This window comes from Streptomyces sp. RLA123 (assembly GCF_056270165.1).
Genome location: NZ_JBWDOR010000003.1, coordinates 2,077,109 through 2,097,597, shown reverse-complemented (window position 1 = coordinate 2,097,597; position 20,489 = coordinate 2,077,109). Strand labels below are relative to the sequence as shown.

Below are 20,489 nucleotides of genomic sequence, written 5' to 3'. Positions count from 1 at the left end.
GTGCGGACGGGTCAGCTGCCGAGACCGGCGTTGCCGAGCTCGGTCTTTCCTTCGGCGGCGAGGATCTTGTTGAGGATCGTGAGGTCGTAGATGCCCTTGAGGTCGGGCTTCTCCAGGAGGCCGGCGGTGACGGCGTGGTCGGCCTCGCTCTGCAGCGTGGACGCCAGCGGGTCGTCGGTGACCTGGATGCTCTTCCACGCCGGGTCGATGACGTCGTCGGGCAGCGGCTTGCCGGAGAGCTTCTCCAACTGGGCGTTGGCGTCGGCTTTGGCCTTGTCCGGGTTCGCGGTGATCCACGCGTTGGTCTTCACCGAGCCGCGCAGTACGGCCTCGACGACGTCGGGGTGCTCGGTGAGGAACTTCTGGGAGACGATCACGTTCGTGATGACGAACTTGCCGTCCTTCCACAGGCTGCTCTCGTCCAGCAGCACCTTGGCGCCCTCGGCGACCAGCTTGGACGCGGTGGGCTCGGGGACCCAGGCGCCGTCGATGGAGCCGGACTTGTAGGCGTCCGGGGTGACCTTGTTGTCCGTGCGGATGACGGAGACATCACCCTTGCCGCTGGTCGCGTCGACCTTCCAGCCCTGCTCGGATATCCAGTTGAGGAGAGCCACGTCCTGGGTGTTCCCGAGCTGCGGGGTGGCGATCCGCTTGCCCTTGACGTCCTTCAGGGACGTGATCTTCTTGGGGTTGACGACCAGCTTCACGCCGCCGGAGGCCGAACCGGAGATGATCTTCAGGCTCTTGCCGCCCGACTTGCTCCAGCCGTTGACGGCGGGGGAGGGGCCGATCCAGCCGATGTCGATGGAACCGGCGTTGAGGGCCTCGATCTCGGCGGGTCCCGCGTTGAAGACGGACTCCTTGATCGTGGTGCCGGAGCCGAGTTCCTGGGCGAAGAAGCCCTCCTTCAGGCCCACCAGCGGTGTGGCGTGCGTGAGGTTCGCGAAGTAGCCGATCTTCACCGTGGATGCGGACAGCTTCTTCCCGGCGTCGGTGCCGGTGCCGCTGCTCGCGGCCGCGTGGGAGGTGTCGTCCTTCTTCTGGGAGCCGTAGCCGCAGGCGGCCAGGGCCAGCAGCGGCAGAAGGGCGGCGCCGGCGACGATGCGGCGGCGGGTGGCCGTTCTCGGGGCGGTGGTGCGATCGGCAGTCACGGGAGGTGGTCCTCTCGAAGGCCCCGGGTCGCGCTCTCTAGGGCGCGCCGGAGTGGTGGCTGTCTGGTTCTCGGTGGTGCCGTGCCGCGTGCGCGGCCGTGGTGCGGTGCCCAGGGGATGTCAGCGCGCACATCGCGTCACACCGCCCGTGCCGCTGCCCAGACAGCCGCTGCCGACGCGGCCGCCCTCCTTGGCGAATCCGGAGAAGGCGTCGAAGCCACTCTGGCCTGTCATCACAAGTCCCACCCCTCGTCGGCGGCCGCGTCGCCCGCGGCCGTGGCGCCGCGGGCCGCGAAGGCCTCGCCCGCCATGCCGGCGGTCAGCGTGGTGCCGTCCGCCGGGTCGATCAGCAGAAAAGAGCCGGTGAGCCGGGAGTCCGCGTAGGCGTCCAGCGGCAGCGGCTCGGAGGTGCGCAGCACGACCGTGCCGATGTCGTTGACACCGAACTCGTCCGGGTCGTCCCGGTGTTCCAGACCGTGGGTCAGGTCGATCTTGTAGGGGAGGCGCTTGACGACCGCCTTCACCGTGCGCGTGGTGTGCTTCAGCAGCACGCGGGTGCCGACCGTCAGCGGACGCTCGTGCAGATGGCACACCGTCGCCTCGACGTCCTGCGTCGTCGCGGGGGCGGCCGTGCTCGGCACGATCAGGTCGCCGCGGGAGATGTCCAGGTCGTCGCCGAGCAGTAGCGTCACCGACTGCGGCGCCCATGCCACGCCGACCGCCGTGCCCAGTGCGTCGATGCCGGTGATCGTGCTGGTCAGACCGGACGGCAGCACCGTGACCGGGTCGCCGACGCGCAGTACGCCGGAGGAGATCTGCCCGGCGTAGCCGCGGTAGTCGGGGTGTTCGGCGGTCTGCGGGCGGATGACGTACTGGACCGGGAAGCGCGCCGGGTGCGCGGACGGGTCAATGCCGACCGCCACGGTCTCCAGGTGCTCCAGCACCGTCGGGCCGCCGTACCAGTCCATGCCGGCCGAGGCGGTCACCACATTGTCCCCGGTCAGCGCCGAGATCGGGATGGCGGTGATCTCCGGGACGCCGATCGAGGCGGCGTACGCCGTGAACTCCTCGGCGATGGCCGCGAAGACCGCCTCCGACCAGTCCACCAGGTCCATCTTGTTGACCGCCAGCACGACGTGCGGGACGCGCAGCAGGGCCGCGACGGCCGCGTGCCGGCGGGTCTGCTCGACCACGCCGTTGCGCGCGTCCACCAGGATCACGGTCAGCTCGGCGGTCGAGGCGCCGGTGACCATGTTGCGCGTGTACTGCACGTGCCCGGGGGTGTCGGCCAGGATGAACCGCCGCCGGGGTGTGGCGAAGTAGCGGTACGCCACGTCGATCGTGATGCCCTGCTCGCGTTCGGCGCGCAGGCCGTCGGTGAGCAGCGCCAGGTCGGGCGCGTCCTGGCCGCGGCGGGCGGAGGCGAGCTCCACGGCTTCCAGCTGGTCGGCGAGGACCGACTTGGAGTCGTGCAGCAGCCGTCCGACCAGGGTGGACTTGCCGTCGTCGACGGAACCCGCGGTGGCGAAGCGCAGCAGGGAGGTGGCCGCGAGATGTTCGGCGCTGGTGATGCCGGCGGTCATGGTTAGAAGTACCCCTCGCGCTTGCGGTCTTCCATCGCTGCCTCGGAGAGCTTGTCGTCGGCCCGGGTGGCCCCGCGCTCGGTGAGCCGGGAGGCGGCGATCTCGGTGATCACCGTGTCGATGGTGGCGGCGGCGGAGTCCACCGCGCCGGTGCAGGACATGTCGCCGACCGTGCGGTAGCGGATCAGCCGCGTCTCGACCGTCTCGCCGTCCTTGGGCCCGCCCCAGTCGCCGGCGGTCAGCCACATCCCCGCGCGGCGGAACACCTCGCGCTCGTGGGCGTAGTAGATCTCCGGCAGCTCGATGCCCTCGCGGGCGATGTACTGCCACACGTCCAGCTCGGTCCAGTTGGACAGCGGGAAGACCCGCACGTGCTCGCCCGGGGCGTGCCGGCCGTTGTAGAGCTGCCACAGCTCGGGGCGCTGGCGGCGCGGGTCCCACTGCGAGAACTCGTCGCGCAGTGAGAAGACGCGCTCCTTGGCGCGGGCCTTCTCCTCGTCGCGGCGGCCGCCGCCGAAGACCGCGTCGAAGCGGTGCTCCTGGATGGCCTCGGTCAGCGGCACGGTCTGCAGCGGGTTGCGGGTGCCGTCGGGGCGTTCGCGCAGCCGCCCGTCGTCGATGTAGTCCTGCACGGACGCGACGTGCAGCCGCAGCCCGTGCCGCGCGACCGTGCGGTCGCGGTACTCCAGCACCTCGGGGAAGTTGTGGCCGGTGTCGACGTGCAGCAGCGAGAAGGGCACCGCCGCGGGGGCGAACGCCTTCAGTGCCAGATGGAGCATGACGATGGAGTCCTTGCCACCGGAGAAGAGGATCACCGGGCGCTCGAACTCCCCCGCCACCTCGCGGAAGATGTGCACCGCCTCCGACTCCAGCGCGTCCAGGTGCGACAGCGCGAAGGGGTTCTCCGTGCTCTCGCCGATCGCGACTACCGTGGTCACGCCAGTCCCCTCTCGACAAGCAGCGCCACCAGCAGCGCCGCTGAGTCCTCGACGGTGTGGTGCTGGGTCTCGATGCGCAGGTCGGGGGCCGCCGGTGGCTCGTACGGGTCGTCGACACCGGTCAGCCCCGATATCTCGCCCGCGGCCTGCCGGGCGTACAGGCCCTTCACATCCCGTGCCGAGCAGACCTCCAGCGGCGTGGCGACGTGCACCTCCAGGTACGTGGAGCCCCGGGCGTCGTGCCGCTTGCGGACCGCCTCGCGGCTGTCGGCGTACGGCGCGATGACCGGGACGAGCACCTTGACGCCGTGGGAGGCCAGGAGTCCGGCGACGAAGCCGATGCGCTGCACATTGGTGTGCCGGTCCTCCCGGCTGAAGCCGAGCCCCGCGGAGAGGAACTCGCGGATCTCGTCGCCGTCCAGTACCTCCACCCGGTGCCCGTCGCCGCGCAGCCGGTCCGCCAGCGCGCGGGCGATGGTGGTCTTGCCCGCACTCGGCAGGCCCGTGAGCCACACCGTGGCTCCTGCGTCCGTGACGCCCATCCGCCCCTCCCGGTAGGTCCGTTCCGTCGTGGTCATCAGCCGTGCAGCCCGCACTCGGTCTTGCCGCGGCCCGCCCAGCGGCCGGCCCGCGCGTCCTCGCCCTCCAGCACCCGCCGGGTGCAGGGGGCGCAGCCGACCGAGGCGTAACCGTCCATGAGCAGCGGATTGGTGAGCACGCCGTGCTCGGTGACGTAGGCGTCCACGTCGTCCTGCGTCCACCGGGCGATGGGGGAGACCTTGACCTTCGCGCGGCGGGCGTCCCAGCCGACGACGGGGGTGTTCGCCCGGGTCGGGGACTCGTCGCGGCGCAGCCCGGTCGCCCAGGCGTCGTAGCCCGTCAGGCCCGCCTCCAGCGGCTTGACCTTGCGCAGCGCGCAGCACAGGTCGGGGTCGCGGTCGTGCAGCCGCGGCCCGTACTCGGCGTCCTGCTCCGCGACGGTCTGGCGCGGCGTCAGGGTGATGACGTTGACGTCCATCACGGCGGCGACCGCGTCGCGGGTGCCGAGGGTCTCCGGGAAGTGGTAGCCGGTGTCCAGGAAGACCACGTCGACGCCGGGCGCCACGCGTGAGGCCAGGTGCGCCACGACCGCGTCCTCCATGGAGGAGGTCACGCAGAAGCGCGGTCCGAACGTGTCGACGGCCCAGCGAAGGATGTCCGCGGCCGGGGCGTCCTCCAGGTCGCGTCCCGCCCGTTCGGCCAGAATCCGCGACTCGTCCGGGGAGTGCTGTTGCTGCGCGGTGGTCACGAACCGCCTCCCTCGGGGGCGCCGGTCTGCAGGCCGCGGGCCAGCAGACCCAGGAACTTCAGCTGGAAGGCGCGGTTGCAGGCGCGGCACTCCCAGGCGCCGTGGCCCTGCTCCGCGGGGTGCAGGTCCTCGTCGCCGCAGTACGGGCAGTAGAACGGTGCGGCGCGCTCACTCACGACAGGTCCTCCTCCGACGCACGCGTGACCCACTGGGCGAACCGCTCGTCGTCCTCGCGCCCGGCCTGGAAGCGCTTCAGGACGCGCTCCACGTAGTCCGGCAGCTCGTCCGAGGTCACCTTCAGACCGCGGACCTTGCGGCCGAAACCGGCTTCCAGGCCCAGCGCGCCGCCCAGGTGCACCTGGAAGCCCTCTACCTGGTTGCCGTCGTCGTCCAGGACCAGCTGGCCCTTGAGACCGATGTCCGCCACCTGGATGCGGGCGCAGGCGTTGGGGCAGCCGTTGACGTTGATGGTGATCGGCTCGTCGAACTCCGGCAGCCGGCGCTCCAGTTCGTCGATGAGGGAGGCGCCGCGCGCCTTGGTCTCGACGATGGCCAGCTTGCAGAACTCGATGCCGGTGCACGCCATCGTGCCGCGACGGAACGGAGAGGGCTTCACCTGGAGGTCCAGCGCTTCCAGGCCCGCGACGAGCGAGTCGACGCGGTCCTGCTCGACGTCGAGCACGATCATCTTCTGCTCGACGGTGGTCCGCAGCCGGCCCGAGCCGTGTGCCTCCGCCAGTTCCGCGATCTTGCTGAGCGTCGTGCCGTCCACTCGGCCGACGCGGGGCGCGAAGCCGATGTAGAAGCGGCCGTCCTGCTGCCGGTGCACCCCGATGTGGTCGCGCCACTGCTGGACCGGCTGGTCGGGAGCGGGGCCGTCGGTCAGCTTGCGCAGCAGGTACTCGTCCTCCAGCACCTGCCGGAACTTCTCGGCGCCCCAGTCGGCGACCAGGAACTTCAGCCGGGCGCGGGTGCGCAGCCGCCGGTAGCCGTAGTCGCGGAAGACCGAGATGACGCCCTCGAAGACGTCCGGCACGTCCTCCAGCGGCACCCACGCGCCCAGCCGGACCCCGATCTTGGGGTTCGTGGACAGGCCGCCGCCGACCCACACGTCGAAGCCCGGGCCGTACTCGGGGTGGCGGACTCCGACGAAGGCGACGTCGTTGATCTCGTGCGCCACGTCCAGCAGCGGGGAGCCGGAGATCGCCGACTTGAACTTGCGGGGGAGGTTGGAGAACTCCTTGTTGCCGATGATCCGGCGGTGGGCCTCGTCCACGGCCCAGGTGCCGTCGATGATCTCGTCCTCGGCGATGCCGGCCACCGGGGAGCCGAGGATGACGCGCGGGGTGTCGCCGCACGCCTCGGTGGTGGACAGCCCGACGCCCTCCAGCCGGCGCCAGATCTCCGGCACGTCCTCGATCCGGATCCAGTGCAGCTGGATGTTCTGCCGGTCGGTGATGTCGGCGGTGCCGCGGGCGAACTCCTGGGAGACCTCGCCGATGACCCGCAGCTGCTGGGTGGTGAGCCGGCCGCCGTCGATGCGGACCCGCAACATGAAGTACTTGTCGTCCAGCTCCTCCGGCTCCAGGATCGCGGTCTTGCCGCCGTCGATCCCGGGCTTGCGCTGGGTGTACAGCCCCCACCAGCGCATGCGGCCGCGCAGGTCGGCGCTGTCGATCGCGTCGAAGCCGCGGTACTGGTAGATCGTCTCAATGCGCGTCCGCACATTGAGACCGTCGTCGTCGCGCTTGAACTGCTCGTTGGCGTTGAGCGGCGTCATGTGGCCGACCGCCCACTGGCCCTCGCCGCGGTGACGGCTCACCTTGCGGCGCGCGGCGGCGCCCTGCTGGTCGGGGGTGGAAGCCATGGCGATGCAGTCCTTCTGGCAGGCTGAGGAGGCTCGGCAGGTGGGGATCGTACGGCGAATGACCCCTGCGGCCTGCGGTAACACGACGCGCTCGGCGGCGGTCCAGGATGCGGGGGTCGGTGCGCGTCCGCGACGTCGGGGACGGCGGGCTCGGTCCGGGGCGTGACGGCGTGCGGGCTCAGTACGCCCGACAGATGGCGCTGGACACACGTCCGAGGTCGACGTGCAGCCGACCTACCAAGGCGATTCCAGAACGCGACATGTCGAAAGCGTGTCACGCGGATCTCGGGCCAGTCCACCATTATCCGCTATGTGGACCCGATCATCCCACATGGTGATACTCATGACGTGCCCGCCACCGGACGGATCACCGCACCCTGCTCGGATGCCGCAGGAAATCGCCCGCGATCGCCCGGAACCCGTCGTGCCCCCGGGCGCCGATATGGCGCAGCTTGTGGGCCGCCAGCGCCGTGCCGAGCCGCACCCCGGCGCCCAGCAGCGCGGGGTCGGCGGCGAGGGCCGCGAGCACCCCGGCCGCGAAGACGTCACCCGCCCCCGTCGCGTCCTCGATCTCACCGTCCGGAAGCGGACGGTGGGCGTAACGCTCCACCGAACCCGGCCGGCGCACCTCCACACGGTCCGGGTACTTCACCACCGCCGTGCCGCGCAGCCCGGGCAGCAGTGGCGCCAGATCGGTGAACTCCCGCCCGTTGAGCAGCAGATAGTCGGCGGTCGCGGCCATCGCCAGCACATCGTCGCTCGGTGCGGAGGACCACGCGTGGCCGGGGTCGAAGGTGACGACCGTGCGCGGCGACCGCTCCCGGACCGCCGTCAGCAGCCGGCGCAGCGCCGCACCTCCGTCGGGGTCCAGGAACGACGTCACGTGCACCACCCGGGCCCGCGCCAGGGTGCCGGCGATCTCCTCGAAGTGCCGCCGCACATGCCCGGCGATGCCCGTGTTGGCGCCGGTGTGGGTGAGCAGGGTGCGCTCCCCCTCGTCGTACACCGACAGGCAGATGCCGCACAGCCGCTCCGGGTCCGGCAGCACCAGGGAGCGGTCGATGCCGAGCCCGTCGAGGACGGCGAGCGGATCGACCGCGTCCAGCGGGCTGCTGCCGGCGACGCTCACGTACCCCAGCCGCAGGCCGCGGCCGAGCCGCGCGAGGGCGTGCAGCGCGTTGAAGGCCGAACCGCCGAGCTCGGGAGTGAGCGGCACCCCTTCCGCGCGCAGGCACTCCAGGGCGGCGCGGACTGCGGGCTCCTCCACCAGCCGTTCGGAACCGCTCTCCAACGGGGGACACAGCCCCATGTGCGCGTCGAGCCGGGCCAGCACCGGGCTGCCGCCCACGGCGGACGCCCCCGTGATCAGGTCCAGATTGAGCGCCCCGACCCCGACGACGTCCATGCCCTCCCCTTTCACGGCGTTCCCGCTCCGCCGGCCCGCCGGGCCCGCGCGGTGCGGCCGCCGCTGTCAGGCCCCGGGCCAGGGACCGTCGATCGGCTTCTTCTCCTCTTCCCCCGTCTCGGTACGGAAGATGCGGAAGCCGCGCTTCTCGTAGTTGGCCAGCGCGTGCGGTCCGTCCAGGCTGCAGGTGTGCACCCACACCCGCTTGGTCGGCGTCCGGTCCGGCCAGCGTTCCGCCAGGTCCCAGGCCCGCGCGATGCCGAACGACAGCAGGTGCCCGCCGATCCGGCGCCCCCGGAAGGCGGGCAGCAACCCGAAGTAGGCGATCTCGACCTGGGCTTCGTCCTGCGCGTCCAGCTCGATGTAGCCGGCGGGCGTCCCCTGGTCCCAGGCGACCCAGGTCTCCACACCGGGGCGGTCCAGGCAGGCGCGCCACTGCTCGTACGTCCAGGGCAGCCGGTCGGTCCACGCGCAGTCCGCGCCGACCGAGGTGTAGAGGAAGCGGCTGAACTCCGGGGAGGGCACCTCGGCCCGGACGATCCTGACGCCGCCGGTCGCGGGATCGGGCTCCATGGTGGGCGCCGACGGCCGCAGATCGGCTGGTGAGGTCTGCTCCAGCGACCAGGTGGTCACGGTGACGGTGTTGCTCATGAGGCCCACCCAACCACGAGGACCGCCCGCGCGGCCCGGTGCCCCGCGGTCACGCCGAACGCGCCCTCCGGACCGCCGGGGCCACCGAGTGCGGCAGCAGGTCGGCGGAGTGCGCAGGGCGCAGGAGTTCGACCTCGACGCCGTCGGCGAAACGGTACGGCCGGTGGCCGAGGACGCCGGAGAGCGTACGGCGCAGCCGGGACATCTCCGCGCGGACGGTGACCGTGCGGGTGGGGTCCCCGAACAGGTCGCCGGCCAGTTCCGCGGCACTGCGCCCGGCCCGGTGCAGGGCCAGGACGAACAGCAGCTCGGCATGGCGCGGGCTGAGCTCCTGCGACCAGCCCCCCACTCCGCCGGAGACCGTGACGCTCCACGTGCGCGGGCGGCTCACGTCGAGCACCACCCGGCCCGCCTGCGTCCGGTCCTCCGCCTCGTCGCGCACCCGCACCAGCCAGCCGCCGGGCAGCGGTTCCAGAGTGCACAGGCCGAGCGAGGGCACCCAGGTGGGCCCCGCGCTGGGCGCGGCGGGCAGGGTGATCCTCTTGACCGCCGGCATGCCGGTCACGGCCGCGGTCCAGCCGTTGGGGTCGACGACCGCGGCCCGGCCGGACATCCGGACCAGCAGCGGGGCCGCGACCGAGCGGAGCCGGTCGACCGCCACCCAGTGCCGGGAGCGCAGTTCGCCCTCGGCGACCTTGGTCACCGCCGTGACGAGCGACAGCATCGCCGGGTGCACGGTGGCCGCCGGTCCGCTGACGTCGACCGCGCCGAGCAGCCGTCCGTCGCGAGGGTCGTGCAGCGGCGCCGCCGCGCAGGTCCACTGGTGCAACTCCCGCACGAAGTGCTCCGACTGGTGCACCTGCACCGGGCGCCCGGCGACCAGGGCGGTGCCGATCGCGTTGGTGCCCACCGTGTCCTCGGACCACGAGGCGCCCTCGGCGAAGCCCAGCCGGTCCGCGCTCTTGCGGACGGCGACGCTGCCGTCGCGCCACAGCACCCGGCCCTCGGGATCGGTGACGACCATGATGTGCCGGGCCTCGTCGGCCACCGAGACCAGCCCGTCGCGCAGGGCGGGCAACACCTCGAGCAGCGGGGTGCGGCGCCGCCGCTGCTCGATCTCGTCCGCCGTCAGCATCGCGTTGTGGCTGCCGTTGTCGGGGTCGACACCGAGATCCAGGGCGCGCCGCCAGGAGTCCTGGATGATCTGCCGGGGGACCGTGGCTGCGGCTTTCCCGCCACTGCCGAGTGCGGCCTCCCTCATCCCGCCCAGCATCCGCGCAGACCGGCGCGTCTCCTGGGCCGACTGTGCCGACAACGACCCGGATTCGAACGGAACTTGGCTCATGGTGCTCCCCGCGTGCGTGTGCGCTGGTCTGCGCTGTGCGCCCGGCAGTGATCGCGACGGCGCCTTGGCGACCACACCCCGTCCATATGGTGCCGCTGCGGATGGTGCTCCGGCGGCATATCCGGCCAATAGCTTGCAACGGTCTGCAACGGTTGCGAATATGCACGCGCCCGACGGACAGTGACGGCGCATCACGCTACTCGTACGGAACACCATCCGTGCGACGGTGGGAGTGGAGACCGGGGGTGGTGCCGAGTCGGCGCGGCACCACCTTCCCCGCGGCGCGGCGGCGGATCGTTTGTTCCGTGGTCCCGGTCCTTCCGCCGGGAACGGAGGACCGCCGCCGCGTCGGCGCTTCACGCCACCGGCCGCGCCCGCTCCACGACGGCTTCCAGGTCCAGCCCGCGCGGAAGCGTCCCGAACGTCGCCCCCCAGTCGCCGCCGAGCCGGGAGGCGCAGAAGGCGTCCGAGACCTCCGTCGGCGCGAAGCGCACGAGCAGGGAGCCCTGGAGCACCAGCGCCATCCGCTCCACGACCCGCCGGGCCCGCCCCTCGATGCCCTCCAGATCGGCGAGTTCGGTCAGCAGGGACTTGATCGCCCCGTCCAGCCGGTGGTCCGCGCCCCGCGTGAGCCCGAGCTCCCCGAGGAAGGCGTTCAGCGCCTGCGGCTCCCTCTGCAGCGCCCGCAGCACGTCCAGCGCCTGGACGTTCCCGGAGCCCTCCCACACCGAGTTCAGCGGCGACTCGCGGAACAGCCGCGGCATGCCGGACTCCTCCACATAGCCGTTGCCGCCCAGGCACTCCAGCGCCTCGGCCGCCACCGCGGGACAGCGCTTGGTGATCCAGAACTTGGACACGGCCACCGCCAGCCGCCGGAAGTGCCGCTCCTGCTCGGTGTCCGCGTCGTACGCCGCCGCGAGCCGCAGCACGGTCGTGGTCGCCGCCTCCGACTCCAGCGCCAGGTCCGCCAGGACGTTGCGCATCAGTGGCTTGTCGATCAGCGGGCCGCCGAAGGCACTGCGGTGCGCGGTGTGGTGGACGGCCTGCGCCACCGCCTGCCGCATGACCGCCGCCGAGCCCGTCGCGCAGTCCAGCCGGGTGGCCGCCACCATCTCGATGATGGTCGCCACTCCCCGCCCCTCCTCGCCGACCCGGCGCGCCCAGGTGCCGTCGAACTCCACCTCCGACGAGGCGTTGGAGCGGTTGCCCAGCTTGTCCTTGAGCCGCTGGATGCGGAACACGTTGCGCGTGCCGTCCGGCAGGACGCGCGGCAGCAGGAAGCAGGTCAGGCCGCCGTCGCCGGCGGACCCCGTCACCTGGGCGAGCACCAGGAAGCCGTCGGACATCGGCGCCGAGCAGAACCACTTGTGCCCGGTGAGCAGATAGGCGCCCTCCTCGGCGAGCGGTTCCGCCCGCGTGGTGTTCGCGCGCACGTCCGAGCCGCCCTGCTTCTCGGTCATGCCCATCCCGAACAGCGCGCCCGGCTTCTGCCCCGGTGCCACCAGCTGCGGATCGTAGACCCGCGACCCCAGCCGGGGTTCCCACTCCGCCGCGAGCGCCGGGTCCGCGCGCAGCGCGGGCACCGCCGCGTGGGTCATCGATACCGGGCAGCCGTGCCCCTGCTCGACCTGCGACCACACGAGGAAGCCCGCCGTGCGCCGCAGATGGCCGTCGGGGCGCGACCAGGCGTCGGTCAGGCCAGAGGAGACCGCCCGGCCCAGCAGCCGGTGGTAGGACGGATGGAAGTCCACCTCGTCGAGGCGATTGCCGTAGCGGTCATGGGTGCGCAGCACGGGGGAGTACGTGTTCGCCTCCTGCCCCCACGCCTGTGCCTGGACCGAGCCGGCCGACCGGCCGATCTCGCCCAGCTCCTGGTCGATCTCCTGCCGGCGCTCGGGCGCGGCGTGCCGGGCGATCCCCTCCACGAGGGCGTCGTCGGCGGCGTACACGTCATACCCGACCAGCGGCGGGGGCTGGTTGGTCACGGTGTGTGTGGGGGCACTCATGACAGCTACCGTAGGCGCGTGCAGGCAGCAGATGAAACACCCGAGCGGCCCCGGAAGGGCCGGCTTCTCCAGGCGCGGTCCCTCTACCGGAACGTCTCCAAGCGCAAAGTCGGCTGGCTGTTGCTCAAGGACACGGTCAACTCCTGCCTGGAGTACCGCGTCACGGGCCTCGCCGCCGAAGCCGCCTTCTTCGTGCTGCTGTCCCTGCCGCCCCTGCTGCTCGGCCTCGTCGGCGCCATCGGGTACGTGGACGAGGTCATCGGCACCGACACCATCGACAACATCCGCCGCAACATCCTCACCGCGGCGTCCACCGTCCTGTCCGACAAGGGCGTCGACCAGCTGATGCGGCCGCTGGTCGACGACGTCTTCGGCGGCGGCCGGCCCGACGTGATCTCCATCGGTTTCGTCATCGCCCTGTGGTCGGGCTCGCGGGCCCTGAACGTCTTCGTCGAGACCATCACGATCATGTACGGGCTGGAGGGCATACGGGGCATCGTCAAGACCCGGCTGCTGGCCCTGCTGCTCTACGTCGTCGCCCTGGTCATCGGCGCCGTCGTGATGCCGCTGCTGGTCGTCGGCCCGGACGCGGTCGTGTCGTTCCTGCCGTGGAGCGAGTGGGTCATCCGCATCCTGTACTGGCCCGTGGTGCTGCTGCTGTCGATCACCTTCCTCACCACGCTGTACCACGTGTCCGTGCCGGTGCGGTCGCCCTGGTACGAGGACATGCCCGGGGCCGCCGTCGCCCTGCTGATGTGGGTGCTCGGCAGCTTCGTGCTGCGGATCTACCTCACCCACACGGTCGAGGGACCCACCATCTACGGATCGCTGGCCGCGCCCGTCGCCGTCCTGCTGTGGATCTTCGTCTCCGCGTTCGCGGTGCTGGTCGGCGCGGCCGTCAACGCCGCGATCGACCGGGTCTGGCCGTCCATCGAGACCGCCGCGGCACGCGAGAAGAACGCCTGGGTGCGCCAGCTCCAGGCCGCCGACCGGCTGGCCGAGGCCGCCGCGCGCCGGGCCGCCTTCGACGACGTACCCGACGACGAGGTGGGCCCCGAGGACCCGCCCGCCGAATTCCCCGAACGCTGGGCGGGCTTCCTGCCGCCCGACGACGTCAGGGGCCGGCTGCGGGGCCGCCGCCCGCACGGGAAGGGCGGCCCACCGCCCGCCGGGTGAGCCCGCTGCCGGCGGGCGGTGCCATCCTGGGGGCATGTACCGGGAACGCGCCTCCGCCCTCCCCGGCGCCGTGCTGTGGACCAGGACAGCGGACGCCGAGGCGGCCCGGGTGCTGCCCGACGGCTGCGTCGACCTCATCTGGGGAGAGGGAGCCGGGCTCTTCGCCGCGGGGCCCGACACCCGGGCCCACCTCACCGCGAGCCCGTCCGGCACCCGCTACGCCGGGCTGCGCTTCGCGCCCGGGACCGGCCCGGCCGTGCTCGGGGCGCCCGCCCACGAACTGCGGGACCGCCGGGTGCCGCTGGACGCGCTCTGGCCCGGCGCCGAGGCACGCCGCCTGACCGAGCGCGTGGCGGCGGCCGCCGACCCCGGCGCGGCCCTGGAGGCCGCGGTCCTGGGCCGCCCGCCGCGCCCCCTCGTCCCGTACGCCTCCGAGACGGCCGCGGGCCTCGCCGCCGGCGCCCGCGTGGCCGACGTCGCCGCGGCCCTCGGCGTCAGCGAGCGGCAACTGCACCGCCGCTGCCTGGACGCCTTCGGCTACGGCCCCAAGACCCTCGCCCGGATCCTGCGCCTCCAGCGCGCCCTAAGCCTGGCCCGTGGCGGCCTGCCCTTCGCCGAGCTCGCCGACCGCGCCGGCTATGCGGACCAGGCCCACCTGTCCCGGGACGTCCGCGCCCTCACCGGCGTGCCGCTGCGCCGCCTTCTGGCGCCGTAGCCGCTGGGTGTCGCGACCCGCAGCGGCGCCGAATCGTCCGAGTGGCCCGACCGCGCCGACGACGCGGACGCCTCTCCCCCTTGCGATGCCCGCGGCTGGGGGGCCACCCCGCCGGCGGTGGCCGACGCTCCTTTCGCATCACGCCCTAGGACAGGAGCGCGTACAGGTCCACCGCGTTGCCGTCCGGGTCGCGCACGGTCGCGTACCGCATGCCCCACACCGCGTCGAAGGGCTTGAGGTGCCCCTCGTACCCGGCTTCTGTCAGCTCTGCGAACACCGAGTCCACCTCCGCAGGACCGTCGCAGGCGAACGCCAGCGCCATGCCGTGCCCGCCGCGTCCCGGCGGTGTCCAGCCCGGGTCGAAGGACCGGACGGTCTCCTGGGTGTCCCACGCGATCCGCAGGCCCCCGGGCAACTCCGCCTCCACGTGCGGCTCCCTCTCCACCCCCTGCGCGATCTCCAGCCCCAGGCGCCGGTAGAACGCCAGCGACGCCCCCATGTCGGCCACCACGATCTCGATCAATCCGATACGCACTGTCATGCCGCCACCGTACGCAGCCCCTCCTCGCCTCGTCTTGAACGAATCGGACGCCTACCCCTCCCGGTACCCCGCCGCCCCGGGTACTCGACGCGCGGCATCGACGACCCGCTCGGGCTGCCGGTCGCCGACGCGCCCCCAGACCCGGCCGTCGGCGTCCGTGAACACGGTCTCGACCATGACGTCGTGGACCTCCGGCCCGGGTGACACGCGGACCAGTCCCCTGACGTCCGCACAGGCACGCGCCGATGTGCCCGGCGCGAGCACCTGCCGGCCGATCGGTTCGGTTTCGGAACGGCTGCACCAACGGTGCTCCCGTCGCCGTTCTCCCGGGTGACGGTGATGTGGACGCCGAGCACCTCCACGTCCAGCGTGGGATGGCCTCCGTAGTGGTGCACGACCACGGTGCGCAGGTCCGATTCCACCTCCGAGACCACGGTGCGGGCCTTCTCCTTGTGCCGGTCGGCCTCCGCCGGCTGCTCCCGCTCCAGCCGACGGCCGCGACCGGCGTCGCGGACCGCGATCCCCAGCGCCACGACGGTCGCCCCCGCACGCGCCCACTGTGCTCATCGCGTCCGAGGCCTCGGGGCCGCGCCGATGCGCAGGGAAGACGCGCGGAGGGCCGGCCCCGTCGGGAAACCCACCGGGCAGGGGGCGCGCGGGTGAACGCCCGGAGGCGGGTGAGCGGCCCCCGGGCGGTGTTGTCCCGTGGGCGTCACGGTTGGGCAACCACCGGGCCGGAGGGGCTGGGAGCGGGCCGGGCGGGGACGCATCATGAGTGCTGGGCGGGGATGACAAGGGGGGGTGCGGAGCAGTGGAATTCACGGTTGAGCGGACGCTGAGAAGACGTGGCCGGCGGTGGCTGACCGGGGGAGCCGTCGTGACGGCGGGTGCCGTGGTGTGGCTGGTCGCCGCTCTGGGCGGCGTCGGCAGTGTCTCGATGCCGCTGATCCTCATGTTCCTGACACTGGTGGCGACCTTTCGGGGCTGGCAGGACCTGCGCAAGGCGGACCGGCCGTTCCGGCTGCGGATCGACGGGTTCGGGATCACGCTGCACGACGCGGAGGTCGCGTGGGAGCAGATCGAGGCGGTCGCCCTGTGGCACGTCCCCAACACCGGCGAGGACCGCGAGCAGACGACGCCGCCCAAGCCGCGGCTGACGGTGTGGACGGCGCCCGGGGTCACGCTGCCACGCAAGGCGGACCGCACGCGGGACAACCGGACCCGCTACACCCTCGTGGACTGCGAGGACCTGGACCAGACCGTCACCGAGATGACGACCGCCCTCGCCGAGAACGCCGGCGCCCGTTTCGAGACGGCGCCGCGCGCGGTGCGCCCGCCGATCCCGGTGACCGTGGCGGGGCCCGAGCGGAGCGTGCCGGGCGGGGAACAGGTCTTCGCCGACGGGCGGCAGGCCGGCACCTGGACCCTGGTCTGGGCGGCGGCAGCCGTGGTCTTCAGCTACTCGTTCTGGGAGCTGGTCCACGGCCGCACCGTGGGCCCCGAGCCCTTCACCGCGTTCGGGCCGGTGGGCGCGATCGGCTGCTGGGCCCTCACCGTCCGCTCCTGCAAGCGCTGGCGCAGGCCGCTGCGGCTGCGGATCGGCCCCAACGGGATCAGCATGCGCGAGGTCACCGAGGACGAACAGCACTTCCCCTGGCCGGAGATCGCGGCCGTCACGGTCGGCACGTCTGGGGCGGCGACCACGGACAAGCGGCCCTGGCTCGTGGTGTGGCCGCTGCCGGGCACCCGGCCGGACTCCAGCCCCAGCTACCTGGTCGACGGCCACAAGGCCTACGCCCTGGTCCGGCTGGACCGCCTGCCGGGCGGCGCCGAGGCGGTGGTCCCGGTCCTCCGGGCGTACGCGGGGGAGCGCTACACCGAGACGGCCTGACAGACCCCGGGAAAACCGGTTGCGTGCCCTTCGGGGGGCCGGGTTAGAGTTCCCTCGTCGAACCGCGAGCGATCGAGGAGGTGTTGGAGCGATGACTGTCACTGTGCCGGGCGCTGCCCGCATTCAGAAGACCATCAACCCCACCTCGGCGGTCCTCGGCTGACCGCGTCCGTCCCGACGTCCCGTACGCCCTGACGGCACAGCCGCGCGCGACCGCCCTCCCGAAGGGCTTTCCCCGTTGAAGAACGGAACCGTCCCGCAGCCGTACTCCGCGCTCGCCGCCTACGGCTGGGACTCCCTGCTCGACTCCGCCTTCGCGGCCCACGCGGAACGGGGCCTGGTCCCCGGTCGCGTCGTCCGCGTCGACCGCGGACTGTGCGACGTCGTCGTCCCCGGTGGCGCCGACGGCACCCATGGCACCGTGACCGTACGGGCCGACACCGAGGACGTCTTCACCCGCGACCCGATGCGGGTCGCGTGCACCGGCGACTGGGCCGCCGTAGACACCACGCCGGTCACCGGACCGGCGGTGCGGGCCCTGCTGCCGCGCCGCACCACCTTCGTCCGCTCCACCTCCTCCAAGAGGTCCGAGGGCCAGGTCCTGGCCGCCAACGTCGACTTCGCGGTGATCGCGGTGTCGATCGCCGCGGAACTCGACCTCGGCCGGCTGGAACGCTTCGTGTCGCTGGCGTGGACCAGCGGCGCCCGGCCGATGGTCGTCCTCACCAAGGCCGACCTCGTCCCCGACACCACGTATCTGCTGGCCGACGCGAGGTCCGCCGCACCGGGAGTGGACGTGCGCGTGGTGAGCGCCGCGACCGGCGAGGGCGTCGCGGATCTGGTACAGGCGCTGACCGGTGCCACGTCCGCGCTGCTCGGGCAGTCGGGCGCGGGCAAGTCCACGCTGACCAACGCGCTGCTGGGCCGCGAGGTGCAGGAGGTGCAGGCCACCCGCGACAGCGACGGCAAGGGGCGGCACACCACGACCACCCGCGACCTGCTGCCGCTGCCCGGGGGCGGAGTGGTCATCGACACTCCGGGGCTGCGCGGGGTCGGCCTGTGGGACGCCGACGCCGGGCTCACCCAGGCCTTCTCGGAGATCGAGGAGCTGGCCGGGCAGTGCCGTTTCCAGGACTGCTCGCACACCGCCGAGCCGGGCTGCGCGGTCCTCGCCGCGCTGGAGGACGGCTCCCTGGCGTTCCGGCGGCTCGACAGCTACCGCAAGTTGCTGCGCGAGAACGCGTGGATCGCCTCCCGCACCGACTCGCGGCTGCGCGCGGAGATGCGCCGCGAGTGGAAGCAACGCTCCGCGGCCGGACGGGAGATGTACGAACGCAAGCGCGGCGGCGGGCACCGCAAGGTGTACTGAGCACCGTGCACTGAGTGCGGTGTGCCGAGGCCCCGGCCCGGCTCCCCGGGGGAGCCGGGCCGGTGGTCATCCGGCGCCGTTGTGCCGGTGCCGGCGGCGCAGGGTCAGCGGACTGCCCTCGTGCCAGAAGGTGTAGACGATGCTGCCGAGGCCGAGCGCGACGATCACGACGCCGAGGACGATCGTGTAGACCATGGCTCCTCCAGCCCGTTCGGACGCGTTTACCGCGTCTTTGCCTTCGCTGTCTGCCCGTGACCTTCCCGTGACCGGCCCCTCCCACACGCGATGCGTCCCAACTCACAGAACTCACAGGCACCTTGGCATCCCGGACCAGGGGAGGGCCGCTTCGCGCACATGCCACAGGAACGGTCGCGGATGTGCACGATAGTGGCAGCGAAAATACTCAAATACTCTTCCGTGGCCATCTCCCCGGAATCCCCGGGCCGTCCCGCCGGGCGCTGATAGGAATTACCCCCAGGCGCGATTGATCGTGCACGTGTACGGCATTTCTGCGCCCTGCCGGAATGCCCGCATGCGCGCAGCAAGGGGAGCGATGACCTCGGCACCGTCCGGTTCCGTGCCCACCCGGAATGCCGCCCACGATCTGCTCGGCCGTGCGCTGGCCAGATGCCGGGACGAGGGGGTCAGCGGCGTGCTGAGAGTGCAGGGCAGCCCCGGCGGCGCATTCCATCTGCTCGGCGGCGCGGTCGTCGCCGTGGAGAGCCCCGGCTCCCCGGGGGTGGGCACGCTGCTGCTGCGTTCCGGGCGCATCGACGAGGCCGAATGGGGCGCCGCGCACGACGCTGCCGCCACCGGCGCCTGGCCCGGAGTCGCTTTCGCCGGCGCCGGACGGCTCGGGAGCGCCGAGTTCCAGGTGATCCACATGATGGCCGCCCAGGACGCGGTCTTCGCCGTCCTGGCCGGCCGTCTGGAGAACTGCGTCCTCGACCCGGCGGGGCCCGACGACCCGGTGCCCTCCCTCGCGCCTGCCGTCGGACGTGGCGTCGGGCCCGAGGAACTGCTGGTCGAGGCGGGCCGCCGGATCGCGGCGCTGGCCTCCCTGCCCCGCCAGGTCTCCCCGGACCGCGACCGGGTGATCTCCCTCGTCGGCCCCGGGGACGAGGAGACGCTGCCCGCCGCCCGGCGGGACATCCTGGAGTGCGCCAACGGCCGGCGCAGTCCGAGGGACATCGCCTTCCACCTGGGCCGGGGGGTCTGGGCCGTCACGGTCGAGATCTCCCGGATGCTCGCCGAGGGCCTGGTGGAGACCGTGTCCTCGCCCACCCCCGTGCCCGTGCCCACCTCCGGGTCCCCGGCGCCGGTCCCGGCTTCCGAGCCGCCTGCCGACCCCGGTTCCGACCCCGGTTCCGACCCGGATCCCGACCCGGATCCTGCCCCCGACGCGGATCCTGCCCCTGACACCGATCCGTCCCCGCCCCTGCCGCCGTATCCACCGGGGCCGACGGCCGTCACCGAGGAGGGACTGCCGCGTCGCCTTCCGGGAGCCAGCGGTATCCACGAAGCGCTGGAAGCCTCCCGTCCGCCTTCGGGCTGGAAGGGATTTCTCCGGCCGCGCGGACGGGGCCGGCCGGATTCCCCCTGATGCGATGCCAATTCGCCCGGCACTGACGGTACATCATCCATTCCGCAACGAATTCAAAGAGGTGCACGTGTATGAATCATGACGCCCTGGTCGCCGAGATGCGTGCTCTGCGGGACCAGGTGGTCGGAATCACCGACACCGTTGTGGCGGCGGTCGACGGTCTGCTGATCGCCGCCGACACCGAGGACGCCATCGATCCCAACGGTCTGGCCGCGCTGGCCGCCGCCAGCCTCGGGCTGTCCCAGCGGATCGCGTCCGCGGCCCTGCGCGGCTTCCTGCGCAGGACCGTGACCTGCAGCAGCGGCGGCTACACCGCCGTCTACGCGGTGGACGACACCGCCCTGCTGATCGTCGTGGGCGACGAGGGGATGAACGTCCCCCAGCTCCACGTGGAGGCCCGGACCGCCATCGAGCGGATCGCGTCGATCCTCCTCCAGACCGAACCGGGCCCCGAGTCCGCGGTCGAGCCCGTGCCCGCCCCCGAGGGAGTCCTCGGATGATCCCCGAAGAAGGAGTGCTGTGAGCACCACCGGAAAGCGCCCCAGTACGAACATGGCCGATCAGATCATGATGCTGGTGAAGAACCTGCGGCAGGAGGTCCCCGAGTGCCTCGCCGCCGGCGTGGTCGACATGGCGACCGGCATGCTGCTGTCCGTCGACACCGTCGACAGCCATCCCCCGGAGGTACTGGACCTGCTGGCCGCCGCGACCCTCGACCTGTTCCAGGGCCGCACGGTGGTGATGATCGAGGACGTCTTCAAGGAGCGCCGCGGAGTCACCAGCGATCAGCACTACTTCCAGGAGGTCCTCGTCAACAGCGAGAACCTCACCCACCTGTTCCTGCGCAACACCACCAGCGAGGACGTCGTCGCGGTCGTCGTCTGCCGTCGCTCGGTCAACGTCGGCATGCTCTTCGCCCAGGCCCGCCGTGTGATGAGGGAGTACGGAGAGTTCTGAGCC

Annotated in this window: 22 protein-coding genes; 7 read left to right on the top strand and 15 right to left on the bottom strand. The window is 72.3% G+C overall.

All coding sequences use genetic code 11. The annotated features are described in order from the left end of the window. Positions 1-11: 11 nt before the first annotated feature. The 12 genes from RV983_RS09490 to RV983_RS09435 all read right to left on the bottom strand — a co-directional run bounded on the left by RV983_RS09490 (position 12) and on the right by RV983_RS09435 (position 12,234). A complete protein-coding gene (locus RV983_RS09490; protein ID WP_475985352.1) occupies positions 12-1,151 on the bottom strand; it encodes an aliphatic sulfonate ABC transporter substrate-binding protein in 1,140 nt (379 codons plus the stop codon). A gap of 233 nt (positions 1,152-1,384) precedes the next feature. Next, positions 1,385-2,734 carry a sulfate adenylyltransferase subunit 1 gene (locus RV983_RS09485; protein ID WP_475985351.1) on the bottom strand — a complete coding sequence of 450 codons (1,350 nt, stop codon included), beginning with the start codon at positions 2,732-2,734 and terminating at the stop codon, positions 1,385-1,387. A gap of 2 nt (positions 2,735-2,736) precedes the next feature. Further along, positions 2,737-3,672, bottom strand: a complete 936-nt coding sequence (cysD, locus tag RV983_RS09480; protein ID WP_475985350.1) for a sulfate adenylyltransferase subunit CysD — start codon at positions 3,670-3,672, stop codon at positions 2,737-2,739. Next, complete coding sequence (cysC, locus tag RV983_RS09475; protein ID WP_475990265.1) at positions 3,669-4,214, bottom strand: adenylyl-sulfate kinase; 546 nt, start codon at positions 4,212-4,214, stop codon at positions 3,669-3,671. The genes cysD and cysC overlap by 4 nt, the downstream gene beginning before the upstream one ends. 35 nt (positions 4,215-4,249) lie before the next feature. After that, positions 4,250-4,960: a phosphoadenylyl-sulfate reductase gene (locus RV983_RS09470; protein ID WP_475985349.1), complete on the bottom strand. Its 711-nt coding sequence runs from the start codon at positions 4,958-4,960 to the stop codon at positions 4,250-4,252. Continuing rightward, positions 4,957-5,136 carry a hypothetical protein gene (locus RV983_RS09465; RefSeq protein ID WP_475985348.1) on the bottom strand — a complete coding sequence of 60 codons (180 nt, stop codon included), beginning with the start codon at positions 5,134-5,136 and terminating at the stop codon, positions 4,957-4,959. The genes RV983_RS09470 and RV983_RS09465 overlap by 4 nt, the downstream gene beginning before the upstream one ends. Then, complete coding sequence (locus RV983_RS09460; protein WP_475985347.1) at positions 5,133-6,827, bottom strand: nitrite/sulfite reductase; 1,695 nt, start codon at positions 6,825-6,827, stop codon at positions 5,133-5,135. Before RV983_RS09460 ends, RV983_RS09465 begins: the two co-directional genes overlap by 4 nt. 178 nt (positions 6,828-7,005) lie before the next feature. After that, on the bottom strand, positions 7,006-7,089 hold the full coding sequence (locus RV983_RS09455; protein ID WP_475990264.1) for a putative leader peptide: 84 nt from the start codon (positions 7,087-7,089) through the stop codon (positions 7,006-7,008). 105 nt (positions 7,090-7,194) lie between these two features. Beyond that, the gene (locus RV983_RS09450; protein ID WP_475985346.1) at positions 7,195-8,232 is read right to left on the bottom strand and encodes a carbohydrate kinase family protein; all 1,038 of its coding nucleotides are present in this window, start codon (positions 8,230-8,232) and stop codon (positions 7,195-7,197) included. 66 nt (positions 8,233-8,298) lie between these two features. Continuing rightward, positions 8,299-8,883 carry a GNAT family N-acetyltransferase gene (locus tag RV983_RS09445; RefSeq protein ID WP_475985345.1) on the bottom strand — a complete coding sequence of 195 codons (585 nt, stop codon included), beginning with the start codon at positions 8,881-8,883 and terminating at the stop codon, positions 8,299-8,301. Positions 8,884-8,932: 49 nt separating this feature from the next. Beyond that, positions 8,933-10,228, bottom strand: coding sequence for a helix-turn-helix domain-containing protein (locus RV983_RS09440; protein WP_475985344.1), 1,296 nt, complete (start codon positions 10,226-10,228; stop codon positions 8,933-8,935). 356 nt (positions 10,229-10,584) lie between these two features. Continuing rightward, on the bottom strand, positions 10,585-12,234 hold the full coding sequence (locus tag RV983_RS09435; RefSeq protein ID WP_475985343.1) for an acyl-CoA dehydrogenase family protein: 1,650 nt from the start codon (positions 12,232-12,234) through the stop codon (positions 10,585-10,587). 18 nt (positions 12,235-12,252) lie between these two features. Between RV983_RS09435 and RV983_RS09430 the strand changes: the two genes are divergently transcribed. Next, the gene (locus RV983_RS09430) at positions 12,253-13,410 is read left to right on the top strand and encodes a YihY/virulence factor BrkB family protein (protein WP_475985342.1); all 1,158 of its coding nucleotides are present in this window, start codon (positions 12,253-12,255) and stop codon (positions 13,408-13,410) included. 34 nt (positions 13,411-13,444) lie between these two features. Beyond that, positions 13,445-14,125 carry a helix-turn-helix domain-containing protein gene (locus RV983_RS09425; protein WP_475985341.1) on the top strand — a complete coding sequence of 227 codons (681 nt, stop codon included), beginning with the start codon at positions 13,445-13,447 and terminating at the stop codon, positions 14,123-14,125. A 145-nt stretch (positions 14,126-14,270) separates the two neighbouring features. Here the strand turns inward: RV983_RS09425 and RV983_RS09420 are convergent, their stop codons facing one another. Together RV983_RS09420 and RV983_RS09415 are read right to left on the bottom strand one after the other, a co-directional pair. Beyond that, complete coding sequence (locus RV983_RS09420; protein WP_475985340.1) at positions 14,271-14,666, bottom strand: VOC family protein; 396 nt, start codon at positions 14,664-14,666, stop codon at positions 14,271-14,273. Positions 14,667-14,717: 51 nt separating this feature from the next. Next, on the bottom strand, positions 14,718-14,873 hold the full coding sequence (locus RV983_RS09415; RefSeq protein WP_475985339.1) for a hypothetical protein: 156 nt from the start codon (positions 14,871-14,873) through the stop codon (positions 14,718-14,720). A 670-nt stretch (positions 14,874-15,543) separates the two neighbouring features. Between RV983_RS09415 and RV983_RS09410 the strand changes: the two genes are divergently transcribed. Further along, on the top strand, positions 15,544-16,557 hold the full coding sequence (locus tag RV983_RS09410; protein ID WP_475985338.1) for a hypothetical protein: 1,014 nt from the start codon (positions 15,544-15,546) through the stop codon (positions 16,555-16,557). A 238-nt stretch (positions 16,558-16,795) separates the two neighbouring features. Further along, positions 16,796-17,926 (top strand): ribosome small subunit-dependent GTPase A, encoded by a 1,131-nt coding sequence (rsgA, locus tag RV983_RS09405; protein ID WP_475985337.1) that lies wholly within the window; start codon positions 16,796-16,798, stop codon positions 17,924-17,926. 66 nt (positions 17,927-17,992) lie between these two features. On the opposite strand, the gene RV983_RS09400 is transcribed toward rsgA, so the two are convergent. After that, positions 17,993-18,121: a hypothetical protein gene (locus RV983_RS09400; RefSeq protein WP_384281653.1), complete on the bottom strand. Its 129-nt coding sequence runs from the start codon at positions 18,119-18,121 to the stop codon at positions 17,993-17,995. A 382-nt stretch (positions 18,122-18,503) separates the two neighbouring features. Here RV983_RS09400 and RV983_RS09395 point away from each other — a divergent pair, with 382 nt between their 5' ends. The 3 genes from RV983_RS09395 to RV983_RS09385 all read left to right on the top strand — a co-directional run bounded on the left by RV983_RS09395 (position 18,504) and on the right by RV983_RS09385 (position 20,486). Then, positions 18,504-19,529, top strand: coding sequence for a MarR family transcriptional regulator (locus RV983_RS09395; RefSeq protein ID WP_475985336.1), 1,026 nt, complete (start codon positions 18,504-18,506; stop codon positions 19,527-19,529). 71 nt (positions 19,530-19,600) lie between these two features. After that, on the top strand, positions 19,601-20,029 hold the full coding sequence (locus tag RV983_RS09390; RefSeq protein WP_475985335.1) for a roadblock/LC7 domain-containing protein: 429 nt from the start codon (positions 19,601-19,603) through the stop codon (positions 20,027-20,029). Between the two features lie 52 nt (positions 20,030-20,081). Beyond that, positions 20,082-20,486 carry a hypothetical protein gene (locus RV983_RS09385; protein WP_475990263.1) on the top strand — a complete coding sequence of 135 codons (405 nt, stop codon included), beginning with the start codon at positions 20,082-20,084 and terminating at the stop codon, positions 20,484-20,486. Positions 20,487-20,489 lie beyond the last annotated feature (3 nt).